The sequence below is a fragment of the Clostridia bacterium genome, assembly GCA_014360065.1.
GTDB lineage: Bacteria > Bacillota > DSM-521 > Neomoorellales > JACIYF01 > JACIYF01.
Window position 1 is genome coordinate 1 of the sequence record JACIYF010000050.1, and the last position, 19,603, is coordinate 19,603.

At 54.5% G+C, this 19,603-nt stretch carries 13 protein-coding genes, 1 tRNA gene and 4 pseudogenes; 15 read left to right on the top strand and 3 right to left on the bottom strand.

Features of this window, described 5'->3' with window-relative positions:
- Nucleotides 1-1,059: 1,059 nt before the first annotated feature.
- A tRNA-Trp gene (locus H5U02_08695) sits at nt 1,060-1,132 on the top strand.
- A gap of 113 nt (nt 1,133-1,245) precedes the next feature.
- Here H5U02_08695 and H5U02_08700 read toward each other — a convergent pair.
- A pseudogene (locus H5U02_08700) lies at nt 1,246-1,952 on the bottom strand (site-specific integrase).
- Between the two features lie 603 nt (nt 1,953-2,555).
- On the opposite strand from H5U02_08700, the gene H5U02_08705 reads away from it, so the two are divergent.
- The 9 genes and pseudogenes from H5U02_08705 (at nt 2,556) to H5U02_08745 (ending at nt 11,972) form a co-directional block, all read left to right on the top strand.
- Nucleotides 2,556-3,416: an IclR family transcriptional regulator gene (locus H5U02_08705; GenBank protein MBC7342510.1), complete on the top strand. Its 861-nt coding sequence runs from the start codon at nt 2,556-2,558 to the stop codon at nt 3,414-3,416.
- An 84-nt stretch (nt 3,417-3,500) separates the two neighbouring features.
- Entirely contained in the window at nt 3,501-5,030 is a 1,530-nt protein-coding gene (locus H5U02_08710) for an aromatic ring hydroxylase (protein MBC7342511.1), read from the top strand.
- A 38-nt stretch (nt 5,031-5,068) separates the two neighbouring features.
- Nucleotides 5,069-5,947 (top strand): 3-hydroxyacyl-CoA dehydrogenase family protein, encoded by an 879-nt coding sequence (locus H5U02_08715; GenBank protein MBC7342512.1) that lies wholly within the window; start codon nt 5,069-5,071, stop codon nt 5,945-5,947.
- Between the two features lie 15 nt (nt 5,948-5,962).
- A pseudogene (locus H5U02_08720) lies at nt 5,963-6,848 on the top strand (acyl-CoA dehydrogenase family protein).
- Between the two features lie 16 nt (nt 6,849-6,864).
- Nucleotides 6,865-8,052: a thiolase family protein gene (locus H5U02_08725; protein ID MBC7342513.1), complete on the top strand. Its 1,188-nt coding sequence runs from the start codon at nt 6,865-6,867 to the stop codon at nt 8,050-8,052.
- 6 nt (nt 8,053-8,058) lie between these two features.
- Nucleotides 8,059-8,280 carry a hypothetical protein gene (locus tag H5U02_08730; protein ID MBC7342514.1) on the top strand — a complete coding sequence of 74 codons (222 nt, stop codon included), beginning with the start codon at nt 8,059-8,061 and terminating at the stop codon, nt 8,278-8,280.
- A gap of 172 nt (nt 8,281-8,452) precedes the next feature.
- A complete protein-coding gene (locus H5U02_08735; protein MBC7342515.1) occupies nt 8,453-9,271 on the top strand; it encodes a glucose 1-dehydrogenase in 819 nt (272 codons plus the stop codon).
- A gap of 318 nt (nt 9,272-9,589) precedes the next feature.
- On the top strand, nt 9,590-11,209 hold the full coding sequence (locus H5U02_08740) for a long-chain fatty acid--CoA ligase (protein MBC7342516.1): 1,620 nt from the start codon (nt 9,590-9,592) through the stop codon (nt 11,207-11,209).
- 232 nt (nt 11,210-11,441) lie between these two features.
- Nucleotides 11,442-11,972, top strand: coding sequence for a DUF1097 domain-containing protein (locus H5U02_08745; GenBank protein MBC7342517.1), 531 nt, complete (start codon nt 11,442-11,444; stop codon nt 11,970-11,972).
- Nucleotides 11,973-12,396: 424 nt separating this feature from the next.
- Here the strand turns inward: H5U02_08745 and H5U02_08750 are convergent, their stop codons facing one another.
- Nucleotides 12,397-12,681: a hypothetical protein gene (locus H5U02_08750; protein ID MBC7342518.1), complete on the bottom strand. Its 285-nt coding sequence runs from the start codon at nt 12,679-12,681 to the stop codon at nt 12,397-12,399.
- Between the two features lie 715 nt (nt 12,682-13,396).
- Here H5U02_08750 and H5U02_08755 point away from each other — a divergent pair.
- A pseudogene (locus H5U02_08755) lies at nt 13,397-15,060 on the top strand (AMP-binding protein).
- Nucleotides 15,061-15,528: 468 nt separating this feature from the next.
- Nucleotides 15,529-16,722, top strand: coding sequence for a lipase (locus H5U02_08760; protein ID MBC7342519.1), 1,194 nt, complete (start codon nt 15,529-15,531; stop codon nt 16,720-16,722).
- 93 nt (nt 16,723-16,815) lie between these two features.
- Here the strand turns inward: H5U02_08760 and H5U02_08765 are convergent.
- A pseudogene (locus H5U02_08765) lies at nt 16,816-17,094 on the bottom strand (DNA-processing protein DprA).
- 134 nt (nt 17,095-17,228) lie between these two features.
- On the opposite strand from H5U02_08765, the gene H5U02_08770 reads away from it, so the two are divergent.
- The 3 genes from H5U02_08770 to H5U02_08780 form a co-directional block, all read left to right on the top strand.
- Nucleotides 17,229-17,450 carry a helix-turn-helix domain-containing protein gene (locus tag H5U02_08770; protein MBC7342520.1) on the top strand — a complete coding sequence of 74 codons (222 nt, stop codon included), beginning with the start codon at nt 17,229-17,231 and terminating at the stop codon, nt 17,448-17,450.
- A gap of 412 nt (nt 17,451-17,862) precedes the next feature.
- Entirely contained in the window at nt 17,863-18,651 is a 789-nt protein-coding gene (locus tag H5U02_08775; GenBank protein MBC7342521.1) for an alpha/beta hydrolase, read from the top strand.
- Nucleotides 18,652-18,675: 24 nt separating this feature from the next.
- Nucleotides 18,676-19,603 (top strand): glutamate--tRNA ligase (locus H5U02_08780; GenBank protein MBC7342522.1); only part of this gene is annotated, 928 nt, incomplete at its 3' end.

Consider the following 19,603-nt stretch of genomic DNA (forward strand, 5'->3'; position numbering starts at 1 on the left):
TAGGATCATGCGGGGTTTTTGGGAGACTACCTGCCCTCAGTCCTCTTTGCCCCCGGCTTTTTTAAGGGCCCCGCGAAACGGGACGCACCTTGCGCTCCGTGCACTCCCCGATTTCATCCTCCAGCTCTTTACGCGCGGCGGCAATGGCGGAGTCGGAGAAGCCGAAGGAGGTCATCTCAAGGAGAATGTGCGAGGCGGCTTCAGGGGCAGGCATTTTCTCCAGCAGTTTCTTGTTTCATCTCAAATCCTTGTGCCATGCGGGTTTGCTGGATCAGGTGTCAAGGTTGGGCCTGAGGTGGATTCTTGCCACTAAGTCAGCGCTCACGGCGGGCGCACGTAGATGTAGGTTGCCCCTCCCGGGGCAACCTACTAATGTCTCCTTGCTGCTCTTGACTGCTGCATCGCCCAACTAGAGTTTGTGCTGCCATAGACTACCACAGGAGGAGAAATACGCGGGTCGCTGGAGGGTGCTGGTACACGGATCATCTTCTTGCAACAGGACCTCGTTGGTGTTAATCCGGGAAAACGTTACCAATTCTCAGTCTCCCCTCCAAGCCACCAGTAGGGGCTTGCGTCCATCTGCACCAAAAGTCCTTCCTTTTTGGCTCGCTCCCGGCTTCTATGACCCCGCCTCCTTTTTTGTTGGGCTTATGATGCCCCTCTCTTTTAGGATCCTGCCTACTGACTTGGATGAGATCTTGGCCCCTTGATGCTCAGCTAAAAGCTCGGCCATGTACTCTGAGCTTGCCCCCCGGTAGGTCTGAGAAATTGAAAGTGCCGCTTTGTTACTAATACCAATGGTTCCCCGCTAGGCCCGAAAAAAATAATTATCTCGGGCCTACATTTTGCCTACTTGTCTTAGCAGTGCCAGATCAATTCCATTTTCGGCTCCAAAACCTATCCTCCTCTCCCACCATGCTTCCGTCTAGGCGGCTCATTTCCTTTTACTGGAAGTACTTTCAAGAGCTCAGCGACTAGAACATGCTGTTGACTCGCAAGGCAAGAGTTTCTATAATAAGTACGTGCACCGCACGCTTCTGGTGGATGAGCGTACGACACAGGGGTGTAGCTCAATTGGTAGAGTAGCGGACTCCAAATCCGTTGGTTGCGGGTTCGAGCCCTGCCACCCCTGCCCGAAAAACGTAGGTCCCGCAAGGAATTGCGGGACCTGCTATTTTTGCGAGAAGCTAGCTAAAACCCGTTTTGGGAGCAATTTGGGAGCAAAGATTCTCATGATGGTTTCCGCTACTTTTTCCCGCTGGAAAGAATACGGTCCAGCTTATTCGCCGCCTCCTGGTCCACGCTTCTGAGAGCATGGGCGTAGATGTCTCCAGTCGTGCTTATGTTGGAATGACCCAGCCTGCGGCTGACGTTCTTTAAGTTTATCCCTTCGGCTATCAGCAGGGTCGCCGACGTATGCCGCAGCTCGTGGAAGGTGATATGAGGTAACCCGTGCCGTTTCAGAAACTTGGGGAACCAGTTGCTGATAGTGTCGGGAAACACGGGCTTTTCGTCCCGGTGGTAAACAGGCGGTTGGAACTTTGCCAGAAGTCCCCCAGCTTCAGGCGTTCCTTCATCTGTTCCGCCTTGTACTGCTTCAATAAGGCCATAACCGATGGCGGAACGGCAATCAGCCGATTCGAGGTTTCATTTTTGGTGCCTTTTGTGAAAGTCCCTGCTCCCGGCAGGTGCTGGCTCGCCTGGCCGAACCACAAACCGAAGAATACACCAGCGACGCAGCACCTTACTTCCTCGAACACCTCTTGGAGCCTGGGCAGATCACCGGCAGAGTCCGGGTATAGTCTTCGGCTTCTCCGACTCCGCCATCGCCGCCGCGCGTAAAGAACTGGAGGATGAAATCGGGGAGTGCACGGAGCGCAAGGTGCGTCCCGTTTCGCGGGGCCCTTAAAAAAGCCGGGGGCAAAGAGGACTGAGGGCAGGTAGTCTCCCAAAAACCCCGCATGATCCTAGCCGACATTTTTTCGGGCCTTAGCGCGGGCTTTTCGGGTGGTTATGCGCAGTTTTCCAGCCGAAAATGTCGCATAAGGCACCCTATGGGACATACGCTCCATCCTGAAAGGTAGGGGGCCAGTCGGCCTCCTGGAGGCTGTGACGCCGACCTGCAGTTAATCCGTCCGCAAAAACAATCGGTCCTTGCCAGCGGTGCCCCTTCTGGACAGAGTGGTAAGCTGGTTAGTGAAGACTTTCCGGAACTTGATTACGGTCTCTACTCCTCAGTCCTGGAGAGCCTCAAGCTCTTCTTTCGGAACTTCAATGCTCCCGGCCCTGTAGGTTGCTACTTGGGTTGCCCTTGCGTTGTCAAGCCTTTTCCGTGTAGCTGGGCAGTAAGCGCACAGAGAAAATGCCACCATGAAAAAAGAGATTCAAGTTCCTTTCGCCGGGTAATGGGATCGCCGAGGGTTAATCTATGAGAATGCAAAAAATCTTTAAAATTGTAGTTGTAATTTCCAAAATAACAATGTATAATTATTCCGACGAGGAAGCGATGTTCCGTCCTTGGAACAGAAGGCTTGCTTCAAGTTTTACTATGAGTTATGCGACAGGAGAGGATAACATTCAGCGAATACAAGTCAGAAGTCCCTGCTGTTGATACGGCCATACGCATTATCGAGTTTTTGAGCCGGTACAGGCACCGCAGGAGCACGTGCTCGGAAATAGCCACGGCGCTAGGAATTAACAAGAGCACCTGCCTGAGAATACTGCGCGTGTTGCAGAGCCATCGTTTTGTGTCTTATTACAGCGATACGAAGCGTTACAGCCTGGGAGTCAAGCTGGTCGTGCTAGGTTCGAGGGCGCTTGAATTCATCGATTACTTGAAACTAGTTCAGCCGCACTTGAAATGGCTTGCTCAGGAGACAAAACAGACCAGCGTCCTGCTTGAACCAATAGGCAATAATCGCCTGATGTACGTTGCCAAAGAGGAAAGCGGAGAAGCTAAAGAGGAAAGCGGAGAATCTGTGCGCCTTACCGTAAGGCTAGGCCAGCAATTCACTCTGACGAGTGCATCGTACGGAAAGTGTTTCATGGCCTACATGTCGGAGGACGAGATCGAAGATATCATACGGGAAGTGGGATTGAAGCAGTTTACCTCCAGGACGATTGTAAGCGTTGAGGAGTTTAAGGACAATCTCAGGCAGGTTTGTGAGAAAGGCTATGCGGAAAGCTATGAAGAATACACGCAGGGCCTGAGCGGTATTGCCGCTCCTATCTTTGATATGTCGGGTCGGGTACAGATGGTTGTGGCTATTGTGGGTCTTTCCACCCAGGTCACGCCGGAAAACGGTCATTGGTATGGAGAGAAGGTGAAGGAGGCGGCGCGGTTGATAGCTGATGAAATAGGCGGCATATCCACTCCCAGCCAAGTATTATCGGCTGAGCAAGGAGCGCCGCAATAGTGATAAGCAAAGTTTCTTTAGCAATGCACCTGATAGCTTGAGAGACCTCCCAGGACTTCCCTTACCCAAAGGAGGCTGAATTAGGTGGCGATTAAGACTTTTGCGGATTATTACGGCCGGCTGAAGAAGATGCGGCCCAACATCTATATGGACGGAGAGAAAGTGGACCGCACAGACGAAAGGCTGCAGCCAGGAATCAACGTTGTCCGCGAAACTTACGAGCGCGCCAATGACCCTGCCTTTGCCGACCTTTGCGTGGCTGTTTCCCACCTTAGCGGAGAAAGAATCAACCGCTTCTGCCATATCCACCAGAGCACAGAGGACCTGCTCAAAAAGCAGCTTATGACGCGGCTGCTCTGCCACCGGGTTGGTGGCTGCATCCAGCGCTGCATGGGCATTGATGCCCTCAACGCCCTCTCGGTGGTTACCTACGAAATGGACCAGGCCCTGGGCACGGGCTACTACCAGCGCTTCTCGAATTATCTCCGCTACTTCCAGGAGAATGATCTCTGCGCCAACTGCGCCCAAACCGATGCTAAAGGGGACAGACTAAAGAGGCCGCACCAGCAGGAGGACCCCGATCTTTACTTGAGAGTGGTGGAGGTGAGAAATGACGGGATTGTGGTGCGGGGAGCAAAGCTCCACAACACCATTGCCCCTTACGCGGATGAAATCATCGTTCTTCCCACGCGCTTCATGACGGAAAAAGATAACGAGTACGCCGTAGCTTTTGCCATCCCCGCCGATTGGGAGGGGATAAAGATTGTTGCCCGGCACGCAGTTCCCCATAGGCGGAAAAAGCTCTTTGCTCCCGCCGCCGAAATCGGGGATGCCGAGTCCTTCACGATTTTTGACGATGTTTTTGTCCCGGAAGAAAGGGTGTTTATAAACGGGAAGGCCGACCCCAGGCAAACACCTTTTGCTGGCTTCCTTGCCTTGCTCTTTGCCCATTACCACCGCCACACTTACACAGGCTGCAAACCGGCAATCTCAGAAATCATTGCCAGCGAGGCAGCGCTTGTGGCGGAATACAACGGCATTGAGCGTGAACACCACGTCCGCGAAAAACTCTGCCACATCATCAGCACAGCCGAGCTCGTCTTTGCTGCCGGCCAGGCAAGCGCCTACCGCGCCGAGAGAGCTCCTTCGGGAACTTACATCCCTGACGAAATTCTAACCAACGCCGGCAGAAAGCTTGCCGGCGAGGAAATCTACACCGAATACAAGATCCTCGCCGACCTCGCAGGAGGCTTGGCGGCTACCCTTCCCCTGGAAGGGGATTTCTACAACCAGGAAACCGGACCTTTCCTTAACAAGTACATCAGGCGCAATCCAAAGATCCCTGCGGAGGATATCCACCGTTGCTTTCGGTTAATTGAGGGCACCCTGGTTTCGGAGCTTGCCGGGGTCGTGCAGGTCGCGGGCCTGCACGGAGGCGGTTCGCCCCAGATGGAAACCATCACCATGATGTCCCGCTATGACTTGGAAAAGCTGAAAAGCATTGCCAAGTACCTGGCGGGAATTGAGAAGGAGCTCCCGCCTTACCAGAGGGAAACCGTCACGCCGCGCAAGATGCTGGAAAGGTTCCGCGAGCTTTATGGAAGCGCAAGGTAAACATTCAAGGTAAACATTCAAGGAAAGGAGCGGTTTTGGTGGCAACTGTACCGGGAATCAAGAGGATTTGCGTAGTTGGCGCAGGGAACATGGGGCACCAGATTGCCCTCTGCGCCGCCCTGGCAGGGTATGAGGTAAGGTGTACCGACATTGTTCCGGAAATTTTGAAGAAAGCCGAGCAGTTTGCCGATACCTACCTTCCGGAGCGAGTGGCCAAGGGGAAGCTTACAGAAGAAGAAGCCAAAAGAGCCCGCGAGAACCTCTCTTTTACCCTGAGCCTGGAAGAGGCGGCAAAGGATGCGGACTTTGTCATTGAAGCGGTTATCGAGAAGCTGGAGGCCAAGCGCAAGCTCTTTGTGGAGCTAGACAGGATTTGCCCGCCCCATGCCATCCTTACCACCAACAGCTCCTTTATCGTGAGCTCCAAAATCGCCGACGTTACCGGGCGCCCGGAAAAGATCTGTAATATGCACTTCTTCAACCCGGCGCTGGTCATGAAGCTGGTTGAGGTGGTAAAAGGGCCGCACACGGCAGACGAAACGGCAAACATTACCATGGAAGTAAGCAAAAGCCTAGGCAAAGTCCCTGTGCTCCTCAAAAAGGAAATCTACGGGTTCCTTGTCAACCGCATTCTTTCTGCCATTAACCAAGAAGCCCTTTTCCTCTACGACATGGGGATTGCCTCCTACGAAGACATCGACAACGCCGTGGTCCATGCCCTGGGCCATCCCATGGGACCGTTCCGCCTCATGGACCTCACCGGCATCGACCTTGCCTACTACATTAGTATGGAGCGCTACCAGGAGACGCAGGACCCTGCCAACAAACCTTCCCCCGTCATAGTGGAAAAGTTCGTGAAGGGAGAATGGGGCCGCAAGACGGGCAAAGGTTTCTACGAGTACGGCGACAAGGCGTAGGGGGGAAGAACGGTGATAAGCTTTGAGTTGACGGAAGAACAGAAGCAGATCCAGAGGCTGGCGCGCTCATTTGCGGAAAAGGAAATCATCCCCATCGCTGCCGAGTACGACGAAAAAGAAGAGGTTCCCTGGCAGGTGGTGGAAAAATGCCGGTTCTGATGTTGCCAGCATAACCACCAGGGCCCAGCTTGAGGGCGACACCTACGTGATCAACGGCCTAAAGCACTTCATCACCAACGGCGGCATCGCCAGCCTTTACACCGTCTTCGCCAAGACAGATCCGGCAAAGGGAATCAAGGGAATCAGCGCCTTCATCGTTCCAGGAGACACCCCGGGCCTGCGCGGCGGGAAAAAGGAGAAAAAAATGGGGGACCGCGCTTCGCATGTAGGGGAGGTCATCTTCGAAGACGTGCGGGTGCCCAAGGACAACCTGCTTGGAAAAGAGGGTGACGGGTTTAAGATCGCCATGGCCACCCTCGACCGCACCCGGCCCGGAGTTGGCGCGGCTGCTTTAGGCGTGGCGCGGCGGGCGATGGAGGAAGCAATCAAGTACTCCAAGGAACGGATACAGTTCGGCGCAGCCATCGCCGCCAACCAGGCCATCCAGTTCATGCTTGCCGATATGGCAATGAAAATCGAGGCGGCGCGCCGGCTGATCTGGTACGCCTGCTGGCTGCTTGACCAGGGGTTGCCAGCAGCCAAGGAAAGCGCCATGGCCAAATGCTTTGCCACCGACGTAGCCATGGCGGTGACCGTTGACGCCCTGCAGGTTCACGGTGGCTACGGGTACATGCGCGAGTACCCTGTGGAGAAGCTTGTGCGCGACGCCAAGATTACCCAAATCTACGAAGGAACCAACCAAATCCAACGGCTGGTCGTTGCAAGAGAGCTTCTGCGCTAGGGGGAGGGGAAGAAGAATGAGGAAGGCGGCAATTGTCAGCGCCGTAAGGACCCCGATTGCAAGGGAAAGGGGTGCCCTCAAGAACATCCCTCCGGAAGACTATGCTGCTTTGGTGATCAAAGAGGCGGTAAAAAGAAGCAGGCTGCCCGATCCCGGGATGATCGATGAAGTAATCTTTGGACACTGCCTGGGAGCGGTCGGTTGCATGGCCAGGATGGCGTTACTCAAGGCAGGGCTTCCTGACAGCATCCCAGGGCTAACGGTTGATCGGCAGTGCGGATCAGGGTCGACGGCGGTCAACGTGGCGGCTGCCCTGATCCAGGCTGGTGCAGGCGACGTCTACGTTGCCGGCGGGGTAGAGAGCATGACGCGCCAACCCTACCTTTTGGCGAAACCCGGCACAGACTACCAGCGGAGCGCTCCGCCCTGGATCGCTCCTCGTCCCCTGGCCCCCAAAGAGATTGGCGACCCGCCCATGGGGATTACGGCCGAAAATGTTGCCGAAAGGTGGCAGATCAGCCGCGAGGAGCAAGATGAGTTTGCCTACCTGAGCCAGATGAAGGCGGCGCGGGCTATAAGGGAAGGGCGGTTCAAAGAGCAAATCGTCCCGGTGGTTGTTCCACAAAAAAGGGGCGAGCCAATTGTCTTTGACACCGACGAGCACCCCCGTCCCAACACCACAAGAGAAGTGCTTGCCACCCTCCCTCCTGCCTTTAAGCCTGGAGGTACCGTGACCGCAGGCAACTCCTCAGGGATAAACGATGGCGCTGCTGCCCTTGTGGTGGTGAGCTTGGAGAAAGCAGAAGAACTAGGGATAAGACCGCTGGCGGTAATCCGGGGTTTTGCGGCGGCGGGAGTTGACCCCAACATTATGGGGATTGGGCCTGTGCCTGCCACCCGGAAAGTCTTGGCCAAGACGGGGCTTTCTTTGCATGACATGGACGTGATCGAGCTTAACGAGGCCTTCGCTTCGCAGTCTATTGCCTGCTGCCGGGAGCTCGGCATTGACTGGCGCGACCGCGATGTTGAAAAGCTCAACCCCAACGGCGGGGCAATTGCCCTGGGCCATCCCATTGCAGCCACGCTGGCGATGCTCGTGGTTAAGGCGATTTACGAACTCAGGCGCCGGCAAGGGCGCTACGCGCTCATCACCGCATGCTGCGGCGGGGGGCAGGGCGTAGCTACCGTCATCGAGCGCTGCTAAGGGGGCGTGGAGAAAGAGGCGAAGGCGTTTGCCCGCAAGCTTGGGGAAGGGGCGCCGCTGGCCATGCAGGCCATCCTGAGGGCAGTAACCAGGGGTTTAGAGATGCCGATTGAAGAGGGAGTAAAGATCGAGGTAGAAGGAAGCACTCAGGTCAATGCAAGCGAAGATGCAATGGAGGGGGCCCGGGCGTTCATCGAAAAAAGGCCGCCCAGGCTCCAGGGGCGCTAACTCTCAAGGCGGGGCAAGTTTTTGCCCCGTTCCACCAACGGTCCTTCCGAACCAGGGATGGAAATGAGTAGTAAGTGAGAAAAGGCGTGTTGGGAAGGGGGCTAGAGCAAAATGGTTTACAGGAAGATAATTGAAAAATAGAGTATTTTCCGGAAGAGGAGGGAGAGAGCCGGTGGGCGTACAGGAAAGCTTTTTTGAAAGGTTCTGCCTTCGAGGAAAAGTAGCCTTAATTACCGGAGGAAGCCGGGGGATTGGTCGTGCAATTGCCTTGGGCTTTGCAGAAGCGGGAGCGGATGTGGCCATTGCCAGCAGGAAGCTTGCTGACCTCGAAACTGTAGCCCAAGGGATCCAGGAAAAAGGAAGAAAAGCGGTAGCGATTGCGGCAAACCTGCGCCACCTTCCAGAAATCGAGAAAGCAATGGAAAGGGTTAAGGAAGAATTTGGAAGAGTGGACATTCTCGTCAACAATGCTGGGACCAACCCGGTTTTCGGTAGCGTCCTTGACGCCACCGAGGAGGCCTGGGAGGTAATTATGGGGCTAAACCTGAAGGGCTATTTCTTCCTAAGCCAGAAAGTCGGGGAGATCATGCGCCAGCAGGGTGGCGGGTGCATCATTAACATTACCTCTGAGGCAGGGTTCAGGCCCGTACTGGGCCTTGGGGTCTACTCCATCAGCAAGGCCGGGGTAATCATGCTTACGCAAGTGCTTGCCCAAGAATGGGGGCAATACAACATCCGCGTAAACGCCATTGCTCCCGGGGTAGTCAAGACAAGGTTTGCCCAGGCGCTTTGGGATAACCCCGTAATCTCCAAGATTACCCAAGAAAACACTGCGCTCAACTGGCTTGCCGAGCCGGAAGACATTGTCGGAGCGGCAATTTACCTTGCTTCCGATGCTTCGCGCCACATGACCGGGCAAACACTTGTCCTTGACGGCGGGCACTTCTCCTCGGTAAGGACACTCCTTGCGCTCTTTCCTGAGAGGAGATGATAGTCCTGGAAGTGAAAAGGGTAGCATTGCAGGGGCAGGAGGCTTCAAAGCCGCCGACCGTGCCGGGAGCCGGCCTGCCCGGCCGGAGGCAGCAGAAACCGTAATGGAAGTGGGCCGCCCTGGGCAATAGCTGAAGCTGGAGGTATTATGGTTGCAGTAAGAAGCCCTTAATATGCTGGTACTCTTTTTTGGGGTGCGGGGGCAGGACCTGGAAGGAGGTGTTCAGGGGCCAATCTCGGCATAAGTATTTGATTCTTGGCAAAATAGCAAATATATTGTGTGTTCGGACAAAACTTTAAAAAGGAGTGTGAGAAAAAAATGATGGAATACCCCCTTCTTCTGAAGAACATGCTTTACCGGGCTAACCTGCTGTTTCCTAAGAAAGAAATCGTCTCTCGGGACTTTTCCGGTATTTGGCGCTATACCTATGCGGACATGTACAAGCGGGTGTGCCGGCTGGCCAACGTTTTGAAAGGGCTAGGGATAAAGCAGGGGGACAAAGTGGGCAGCTTTGCCTGGAACACGCACCGTCACCTGGAGCTCTACTTTGCCGTTCCCTGCATGGGAGCCGTGCTCCACACTATCAATATTCGCCTTTTCCGGGACCACTTAATACACTGCATCAACCATGCCGAAGACCAGATCCTCTTTATCGATGAAGATCTTGTGCCCCTGATTGAGGCGGTTAAAGATGAGATTAATGTCAGGGCTTACGTAATCATGACCGATAAGGATAGGCTCCCGGAAACCACCCTCAGCCCAGTCTATTCTTATGAAGCCCTGTTGGACCAGGCCGATAGCGACTACGATTTCCCCTATCTGGATGAATGGTCGCCTGCTGTAATGAGCTATACTACCGCTACCACCGGGTTTCCCAAGGGAGTAGTCTATACCCACCGTGGCCTTTACCTGCACTGCACAGCCATCCTAATAGGGAGAGAGGCGGCCTGGGAACAAGATGTGGTTATGCCTATAGTCCCCATGTTCCACGTCAACGCCTGGGGCCGGCCATATGCCGATACCTGGATCGGCGCTAAGCAAGTCTATCCTGGCCCCCGTCCTACCCCCAAGGATCTGTGCGAACTTATCCACAACGAGCGGGTAAGCTATAGCGCCGCCGTTCCTACCATCTGGATGGGCGTTTTAAATCATGCGCTGCAGAACCCCGGAAAGTACGATTTCAGCTGCGCTAGAGTCTTCTGGTCTGGCGGAGCTGCTACCCCGGTCTCCTTGATTGAAGCCTTCCATAAGCAGCTCGGGATTCCGCTTCACTCCGGGTACGGACAAACCGAAACTACCCCGGTTACAGCGGTTGTGGTCCTGAAGAGTTATATGAAGGATTGGCCGGAAAGTGAAAAGTTCAAGCTTTTGGCCAAGACTGGCCTGTTGCAGCCCGGGTTGGAGATGAAAGTTATCAAGGGCGGCCTGGATGCAGAAGTCACTCGCGATGGCAAGGACATGGGCGAACTCGTCCTGAGGGGACCGTGGATAGCAAAGGAATACTACAAGGATCCAGAAAAAACCGCTGAAGCATTTATTGACGGCTGGTTCCGGACCGGCGATATAGTCACCTTTGACGAAGAGGGCTATATCCAGGTGATGGACCGGACCAAGGATCTGATTAAGAGCGGCGGCGAATGGATCTCCTCGGTTGACCTGGAGAATACCATCATGAACCATCCCGGGGTAGCAGAGGCGGCGGTGATCGGCATCTCCCATGAAAAGTGGGGAGAGCGGCCCTTGGCCTGCGTAGTCCTCAAGCCGGAGGCCCGCGGCCAGGTTACCAAGGAAGATATTCTGGACTTCCTAAGGGATAAAGTGGCCAAGTGGTGGCTGCCTGACGAGGTGGTGTTCATAGAAGAGATTCCCCGCACCAGCGTAGGCAAATTCTTAAAGAGCAGGCTGCGGGAAATGTATGCCCAGGGGCAGCTCAAGTAAGCTTTCCAACCAGAAAGCATGAATAGCAGTAACTGACAATAGGCCTGTTTGGGAGGGAGCGTTGATGGTCAGGAGTGGGTTTGCCGTACTGCTCTGACGGTGTGTGTTGGAAGCATCGGGGAGGTGATAAAGCGTAACTGAGAATGACAAATTGCGTCCGTAGGGTAGGCAAGAAGGGGAAAGTCGGCCTGGACTCTTGTGAGAGCCAAAATTGAAGAAAGGAGTGTTAATTTTGGAAAAGCAAGAAGCTCCGAAGCTTCCATGGGGCGCAAGAACGGTGTTTGGTATTCTCATCTCTGTTTTGGTGCTGGTTGCCCTGGTCATTTTCGAAAGGTTTGAAATTCCGGGTTGGCCTGCCTTCTTGGTAATGATCTTGTACTTTGTCGTCCACCAGAACAATGCTGCCATCCGGGATATAGTCATCGGTGGCGCGTTTGGGATTTTCTGCTATTACTTGGCCGAGCTTTTTATCGAAGCAACGGCTCCAACTATGGGCATATTGACCCCCACGCTGATCTTTGTAGGCGTATTTGTCTTCTTAATCGTCCTCCTAACTGATATCCTGCCTTATCTTTTTAATAGTTACGCATTTATGTACTTCCTCATCTCCAGCGTTGCTACCGCGAGCGAACACGAGCCACTAATGTGGCTTATTTGGATAGGTTCTGAAGTTATCGGCGGGCTCTTGTTGATCCTAGGCGTCATTGGTTCTGCCAAGGTCCTGACAAGCATGGTGAAATCGCAAATGTCAAAGTCGGCCTAGCCATTGTTCTCTGGGGGCTATCCCAAGAGTAAGGGGATAGCCCCTTGTTTTTTGTGGAGGTTTTGAAAACCGGCTGGGTACGAGCTATTCCCGACCAACCTCTGAGGGCGAGACCATGGCATCAGGGCCCATCTTCCATTGGATCGAAAGCAGGATCAAAGGTCACTGCCTCATGTTCTCAGGAAGTCACAGCTACCGAAATACCAGTCAATACCTGCCCGCGCAGGACGCGCGAGCTTTTTCTTGTGCGCCCGGTATGGGCGCTGTGTATAGGGTGGAAGTCCCGAACGACAAAGGTAGCAGTAGTCGTTAGCGTAAGGCAAGGGTGTCCGTCGCGAGGCGGAATCTGAAGGAAGCCGGCGGCAAACCTCCGGCCCGAGGACCACGAACCCCAGGCGTGGCTAGTGGCAGTCGGATGAGCTTGCTAGACGAAGCGAAGTCCTTTAACGTGCGGCTGCCAAGAGTAAACGGGGCGGGTGGATAGGGGGAAAGACAGCGCTCTTACCGGGGAAGCCTGCCGGGTACGCCTCTCTCTCCCAATTTCGTCGCGGAAGTCCCGGTGGGCGACGATCATGACCACCTTCCTGCCGGCCAGGCTCCCCGCAAACAGCAGCGCATTTTTCTGACCGTGCCCGCAGCTGGCCGCCAGCGCCGCTGCCAGCACGGCGCAGGCCAGCAACATCGAAACCTGCACTCGTTTTCGTCCCACCGTCCAGCACCCCCTCAGTAAGCAAGCCCTTTTTGCTTTGCTCCTTAAGCCTGTTGAACAGGAGCGCGACCTCGAGCCTTGCCCCATGCTTGCTGCGCTTCCACCACGCGTTGCGTTTCTGCACCACCTTCTGCCGGTTCCTCATCCCCGTTCTTGACGACCAGGGAGCAATACGACAACTTTTCCAGTATAGAAGATAGGAGGTGCAGCGCATCGGTTTCCTTAACTCCTGGATGGGCTTGGGCAGAAGGAGGTCTCTGCGTGACAGCTTCAACAACGGAAGTCCTCTGAGGACTGCGGGCTTTTCCCTTGCATTCGCCTCTTGGTCCGCTCTTTTTGCCGTTGAAGGGGACTTTTTGCTCTTTCAAGGGCTTAAGGCTGATTTGGGCCCTGTCTATGAATAGAATCCAAATTGGCCGGCAGCGTTCCCAGGCATAAGCCTACCCGGTATTGAGAAGGCAAATGGCTGCGAGGATCTTGCCGATCAGTTTGGAGCGAGCATTCCCTGAATCTCCAGGTTTTATGCTCGGGGGACCGTAGCCTATATACCAGCTTGGTCCGCCGCTAGGCCATGCCCCACGCCGCTTGGAGATGGTGGCCTGTATAGGGAGGAGGGAGGATTGCCAGGCCAGGTTAACTCTAGGAAGCGGTGGGTTCCGCAGAAACGCTTGGGTCAGGTCAGTGCAATATCGAGATAAGGGGAGGCACAGGAAGCATGGAGAGGATCTGGATGCAGAACTGGCCGGAAGGCATACCCCGGGAGCTCCGCTACCTGCGGGGAGAAAAGCCGCTTTTTGAATACCTCCGGGCCAATGCGAGGGAGTTTCCCGATAAGGCCGCCTACATTTACTACGGGCGGGAGATCAGCTGGAAAGAGATGGACAAGTATTCGGACCGGCTGGCGAGCTTTCTTGCCAAGAAAGGTATCTCCACGGGCGACCGGGTGGCCTTGTTCCTTCAGAACTGCCCCCAGTATGTTATTGCCCACTTCGCCGCCCAGAAACTCGGGGCCATCGTAGGGCCGGTAAACCCCATGTTCAAGGAATGGGAGCTGGAATACGAACTTGGCGATATGGGGGCCAAAGCCATAGTGGCGGCTGACGATCTCTATCCGGTGCTGGAGAAGGCCTTGAAAGGCTTTCGGCGCTAAAAGTGATAATCCTTGCCCATTATGCCGATATGGCCCCGGAAAAACCGGACCTGCCTGTCCCTTCTGAGCTCAAGGGAGAGAAGAGAAACTTCCCCGGTACCCACGACTTCCTTGAGATAACCAGCGGATACGAAACCGGGATACCTCCCCTGGAGGTGGACCTGTGGGACGACGTGGCGCTAATGGTATACACTTCCGGGACCACAGGGCTTCCCAAGGGGGCCATGCTCACTTACGGTAACGCCCTCTTTAAGACGGCCGCTGCCTACCATGCCAACGGGGTAAGACCGGAAGATGTGGCCCTGGCGGTCATGCCCATCTTTCACATTGCCGGAATGGTGATGGGGGTGAACATGCCCGCCTACGGTGCCAATACCACCGTGCTCCTCACCCGCTTTGACCCGGAAGCGGTCCTTAAGGCCATCGAGACTTACCGCCCGAGCCTGTGGAACAGCGCTGCGCCCATGAATGCCGCCCTCATCAACTACCCCGGGGTGGAAAAGCGGGATCTGAGTTCGCTTCGGACCAACCTGTGCACCAGCTTCGGGATCCAGCTGACCGAGGAGCTGGCTTCGGCCTGGGCTGAGGTTACCGGAGGCTGCCAGCTGTACGAGGCAGCTTACGGGCTCAGCGAGACCCATACCTGCGACACCTTCATGCCCCGGGACCGGGTCCGCTACGGCAGCTGCGGCATCCCCACCTACGACACGGATGTTAGGATCGTCGACCCGGAGACCGGGGAGGATCTCCCCCCTGGAAAGCAGGGGGAGATCGTGATAAGAAACCCCGGAGTCTTTAAGGGCTACTGGCAGAAGCCCGAGGCCACTATGGACACCCTGCGTGATGGCTGGGTGTTTACCGGAGATATGGGCCGGATAAGCGAGGATGGCTACTTCTACTTTGACGGGCGGTTAAAAGAGATGATCAAGGCTTCCGGATACAGCGTTTTCCCGGAAGAAGTGGAGACCATGCTGTTAAGACACCCGGCGGTGGCCCAGGCGGCGGTGGTCGGGGTCCCGGACCCGGTCCGCGGCGAGAGCGTCAAGGCCTTTGTAGTCCTAAAGCCTGAGTACGCCGGGAAGGTAAGGGAAGAGGACATCATTGCCTGGTCCAAGGAGAGGATGGCCGCCTACAAATACCCTCGGCAGGTGGAATTCCGGGAGAGCCTGCCGGCGACCAGCACCGGCAAGGTGCTGCGGAGGCTGCTCAAAGAGGAGGGCCGGAATTGAAAGGGGGAAGTTGAACGGTTATGGGAGGATACCCCAGAAGAAGATGGCGCCACATTGAGGGCAAGGATGAGCCTTAAGCTCAGCATTAGCGGCCAGTAACCCAAAACCGACAAGAAATGGGTTAGAGATCGCCAGCCGCAGCTGACACGGGCAGAAACAAGGTGTGCTATAACTCAAGAGTGACCCACATAGAGCGGAGACGGCAACGAGTGTTCATCTGGTACTGAAATGCGCACAATGCCTCCCAAAGAAGCAACGTTGTCGCTAAAGGAGGGTCAAAAGAGATTGCAGTCAGGTCGCAAAATTGGTACAATTAGGCCGGGCCGTCGACCATCTTTGGGATGGATAGGCCAGTGGGAGCAGTTGCCATTAAGATGGCCCTAGTCAAGTTGAACGGGGGGATCAGCTGTGCACCGGAGGTCACGCCTTTGGTTATATTTGTTGTTAGTTGCCTTCTTTTTAGGCAGCATCCTTGTTCCGCCGGTTCACGCCACAGAAAAGCAAAACGACTGCCCTATCGTATTGGTCCACGGCTTCACCGGATGGGGCCGCGACGAAATGGCAGGATACTTATACTGGGGTGGACTTGGCGATATCGAGGCGGATCTGAACCGCCACGGGTACAAAACCTTCACGGCAGCCGTAGGCCCCTTCTCCAGCAACTGGGACCGTGCCTGCGAGCTTTATGCGTTTATTAAGGGAGGGACAGTTGACTACGGAGCGGCCCATGCCGCCAAATACGGTCATGCCCGCTTCGGCAGAACTTACCCGGGGATCTATCCTCAGTGGGGTGAGGCTGACCCGGTAACGGGCAAGGTGAACAAGATCCACCTCGTTGGCCACAGCATGGGAGGCCAGACCATCAGGATGCTCATTCAGCTTTTGGAGAACGGCAGCCCCGAAGAAATGGCTGCGACCTCGCCCGACCAGATCTCGCCGTTGTTCACCGGGGGCAAGCGTTGGGTATTAAGCGCAACTTCAGTTTCCACTCCCCATGACGGTACTACCCTGGCGGACATAGTAACCGGCCTCATACCCTGTGCTCAGCAGATAATATCAATGGCGGCAGCGGCGGCCGGTCTCGGCAGCGAGCCGATTTATGATTTCAAGATGGATCAGTGGGGGCTAAAGCGCCTGCCCGGCGAATCGTTTGCCAGTTATGCCAACCGGGTGTTATCGAGTCCGGTGTGGGAGGATACCAAGGATATCAGTGTCTGGGATCTCTGCCCCGACGGAGCCAAGGAACTCAACTCCTGGGTCAAGGCTGCCCCTGATGTGTACTACTTCTCCATCGGTACTGAGTGCACTCACAAGGGCTTGCTGACCGGGCATCAGGAGCCGAACATCACCATGAACCCCTTGTTCCACCTCTTTGCTCACCAGATGGGCAGCTACACCAGGAATGATCCTTATAAGGTTCCCATCGACAGAAGTTGGTGGAAGAATGACGGCGTGGTGAACACCGTATCCATGGATGGCCCCAAGCTCGGCTCGTCGGATACGGTTAAGTCCTACGACGGGACACCTACGCCGGGAGTATGGCAGCATCTGGGCACCGCCAGCAATCTTGACCACATGCAGATAATAGGTCACTATAACGTCCTCCCGGTTTACGATCGTTTCCGCAGTCTGGCAGCGCTTCTTTCCTCCCTTCCCAACTAGATAAGTCATACCAGATTTCCTGGCAGGCAAAAACCTAAGCTTTATTCCTTTCGGGCGGCACCGGGCAGAACACGGCCGCCCGTATCTTTTTAAAAACAGCGCGGTGTGCATGGTGCCGCTGTTTATACCGGCCTGGACGGCTATCACACCCAGGCTGAGCCTGGCTTGGATGCGGTTCCTGCGGATGAAATCGGCTTTGGTTGCTGAAGCTCCTAGGGGCTTTTCGGAGAGGAGGCAAGCACCCGGTGCTCGTGGATCCGGTGGAGAAGACCGCGACGTACATACTGACCGGCTTGGAGGCCGCGAGGCTCGGGCTACAAACTGTCTCGGAATGGAGCAAGAAGGTGAAGCAGGAAGCCCACAGAGTCGCAGGTTAACATAATATTGAAAAGCAGGGAGAACCGTTGGAAAGAAAGTCCGGCGGTTTTCTCTCTTTCAGCAAGCCAGTCGGACTTGTTGCGTCTTGCACGGTTTCATTTACTAAACCTATTCAAGGAGGTCAGGCTATGCGCGAGACGATGGAGGCTAAAGAGGCGGCGGAGCTTCTAGGTGTATCAACCTGGACGGTCTACGATCTTGCCCGTAAGCACGTCATTCCCTGCATCAAGATCGGCAGGCGGGTGCTGTTCAGGCGCGCAAGCCTGCTTGCCTGGCTCGATGCCCAGGAGCAGCAGAGCCGCCTTCAGGCAGAGGACAGCCCGCTGGTCGCTATTCGGAGGCTGTCATAACCACAGCGGTTCGATTTGTATTTGCAGCAGTCACAGCATTGTGGTATCATGTTCTTGCTTTGGGAGAACCTGACGCCTAGGTTGTGTTTTGGGCAGCAGGAGCGCCTTGGCCGAGATCACTTTTGGGAGCAATTTGGGAACAAAGAAGACAAAGTGGGAGCAAAAATGGCTAGTCTGGAGCCAGGAAGAAACCAACAACACCAAGCACAACAAGGGTTTTGCACACTCAGCCAATCTCCAAAAAGGCCGTTTTTCACACTCCAAATCCGTTGGTTGCGGGCTCGAGCCGTGCCACCCCTGCCCGAGAAATTAAGACTTGCACAAAACTCCTAGGTATTGGACAGGTTGCCCAATATTAGCGATTTTTGGATTGCCTGTCGCCTTTTTTTGTTGTACAGGGGGCGTTCTCACGATGCCTTTGGCTATGATCGGTCTGGAAATGATACATTATATTCGCGAGACTGGAATCCGTTCAGGTTGCCCTTTACTGTGTTTCATCCACGGCGCAGGAGGAAATTGCACACATTGGGTGGAACAGGTAGCCGGTCTAAAACACCTGGGCTCAATAATTGCTGTAGATTTACCTGGCCATGGCCAATCGCAAGGGAGCGGACGGAAAACCATCCGGGAATACTCCCAATTCCTCCATCAATTCCTTGCCCATATCACTGCCTATACGCAGCCTAATCATCCGGGCGTCATATTGGCAGGACACTCTATGGGCGGCGGGATCGTTATGGACTATGCTTTGCAGTACCCGAATGACTTAAAAGGGGCCATTCTCGTAGCCACGGGAGCTAAGCTAAGAGTTGCACCCCAGATATTTGAGCGCATACAGGCTGGACCTGAGCATGTCGCTGACTTGGTCCCTTGGTTTTTCTCTTCATCTGCTAAGCCTGAACTGTTGCAGAGAGCCAGGGAGGAGCTTTGTAAGGTCAAGCCTCAAGTGCTTTACAACGATTTTCGGGCCTGTGATCAGTTCGATCTTATGGAAAAAATATCAATGATACGGGTCCCCAGCCTAATTATTTGTGGTCAGGAGGATAGGCTTACCCCCATAAAATACGCTCAATACCTTCAGGACCATATCCCTGATTCAAGGGTGTCGGTCATAGAAGAAGCTGGCCATATGGTCATGTTAGAGCAAGCTAAGAAGGTCAACCAAGCAATAGAGGACTTCGTGTTGGGGTTTAAAAACTAGGGCTTAGACTAGAGGTGGCATCGGTTGAAGCACATACGCGTTCGCTTTGCTCCGAGTCCCACGGGGAATCTTCATATTGGAGGAGCTCGTACTGCCTTTTTTAACTGGCTGTATGCGCGGCAAAAAGGCGGTTCGTTTGTTTTGAGGATTGACGATACCGATTTGGAGCGTTCAACTTCAGAATCACTTGAGAACATTCTTAGTTCCTTGCGCTGGCTGGGTTTGGACTGGGACGAGGGACCCCAAGCTGGTGGTGAGTTTGGACCCTACTGCCAATCCCAAAGATTAGACATTTATCGCCATCAAGCTGAAAGGCTATTGCGTGAAAAGAAAGCTTACCGCTGCTTTTGTACGCCTGAAGAACTAGAAATAAGACGAGAAGCAGCCCGGAAAAAGGGGTTACCCTTAAAATATGATGGACGGTGCCGCAACCTAAGTCCAGACCAACAACAGGACATGATGAAAAACGGTAAACCTTACGCTATCCGTTTGTTAAATGATGCGCGAGGAAGCATAACCGTTCATGACGTAATCAGAGGAGATGTAACCTTTGGAGCTGATGTTTTCGATGATTTTGTCCTGGTAAAATCCAATGGCATGCCTACGTACAATTTCGCCTGTGCAATCGACGATCATTTGATGCGGATCTCTCACGTTATAAGGGCTGAGGAACACCTCTCCAACACCCCTAAGCAAATACTAATTTCTGAAGCTCTAGGATTTTCTATTCCTACTTTTGCTCATGTTCCTATGATTCTTGCTCCTGATCGCAGCAAGCTAAGTAAAAGACACGGTGCTACCTCGGTAGATGAATTCCGAGAAATGGGGTATTTACCGGAAGCCATTATCAATTACTTAGCTTTACTTGGCTGGTCTCCCGAAGGAACAGATGAGATTATGTCGCGGGAAACGCTCCTCAAAGAGTTTGACCTGGCAAGAGTATCAAGGAACC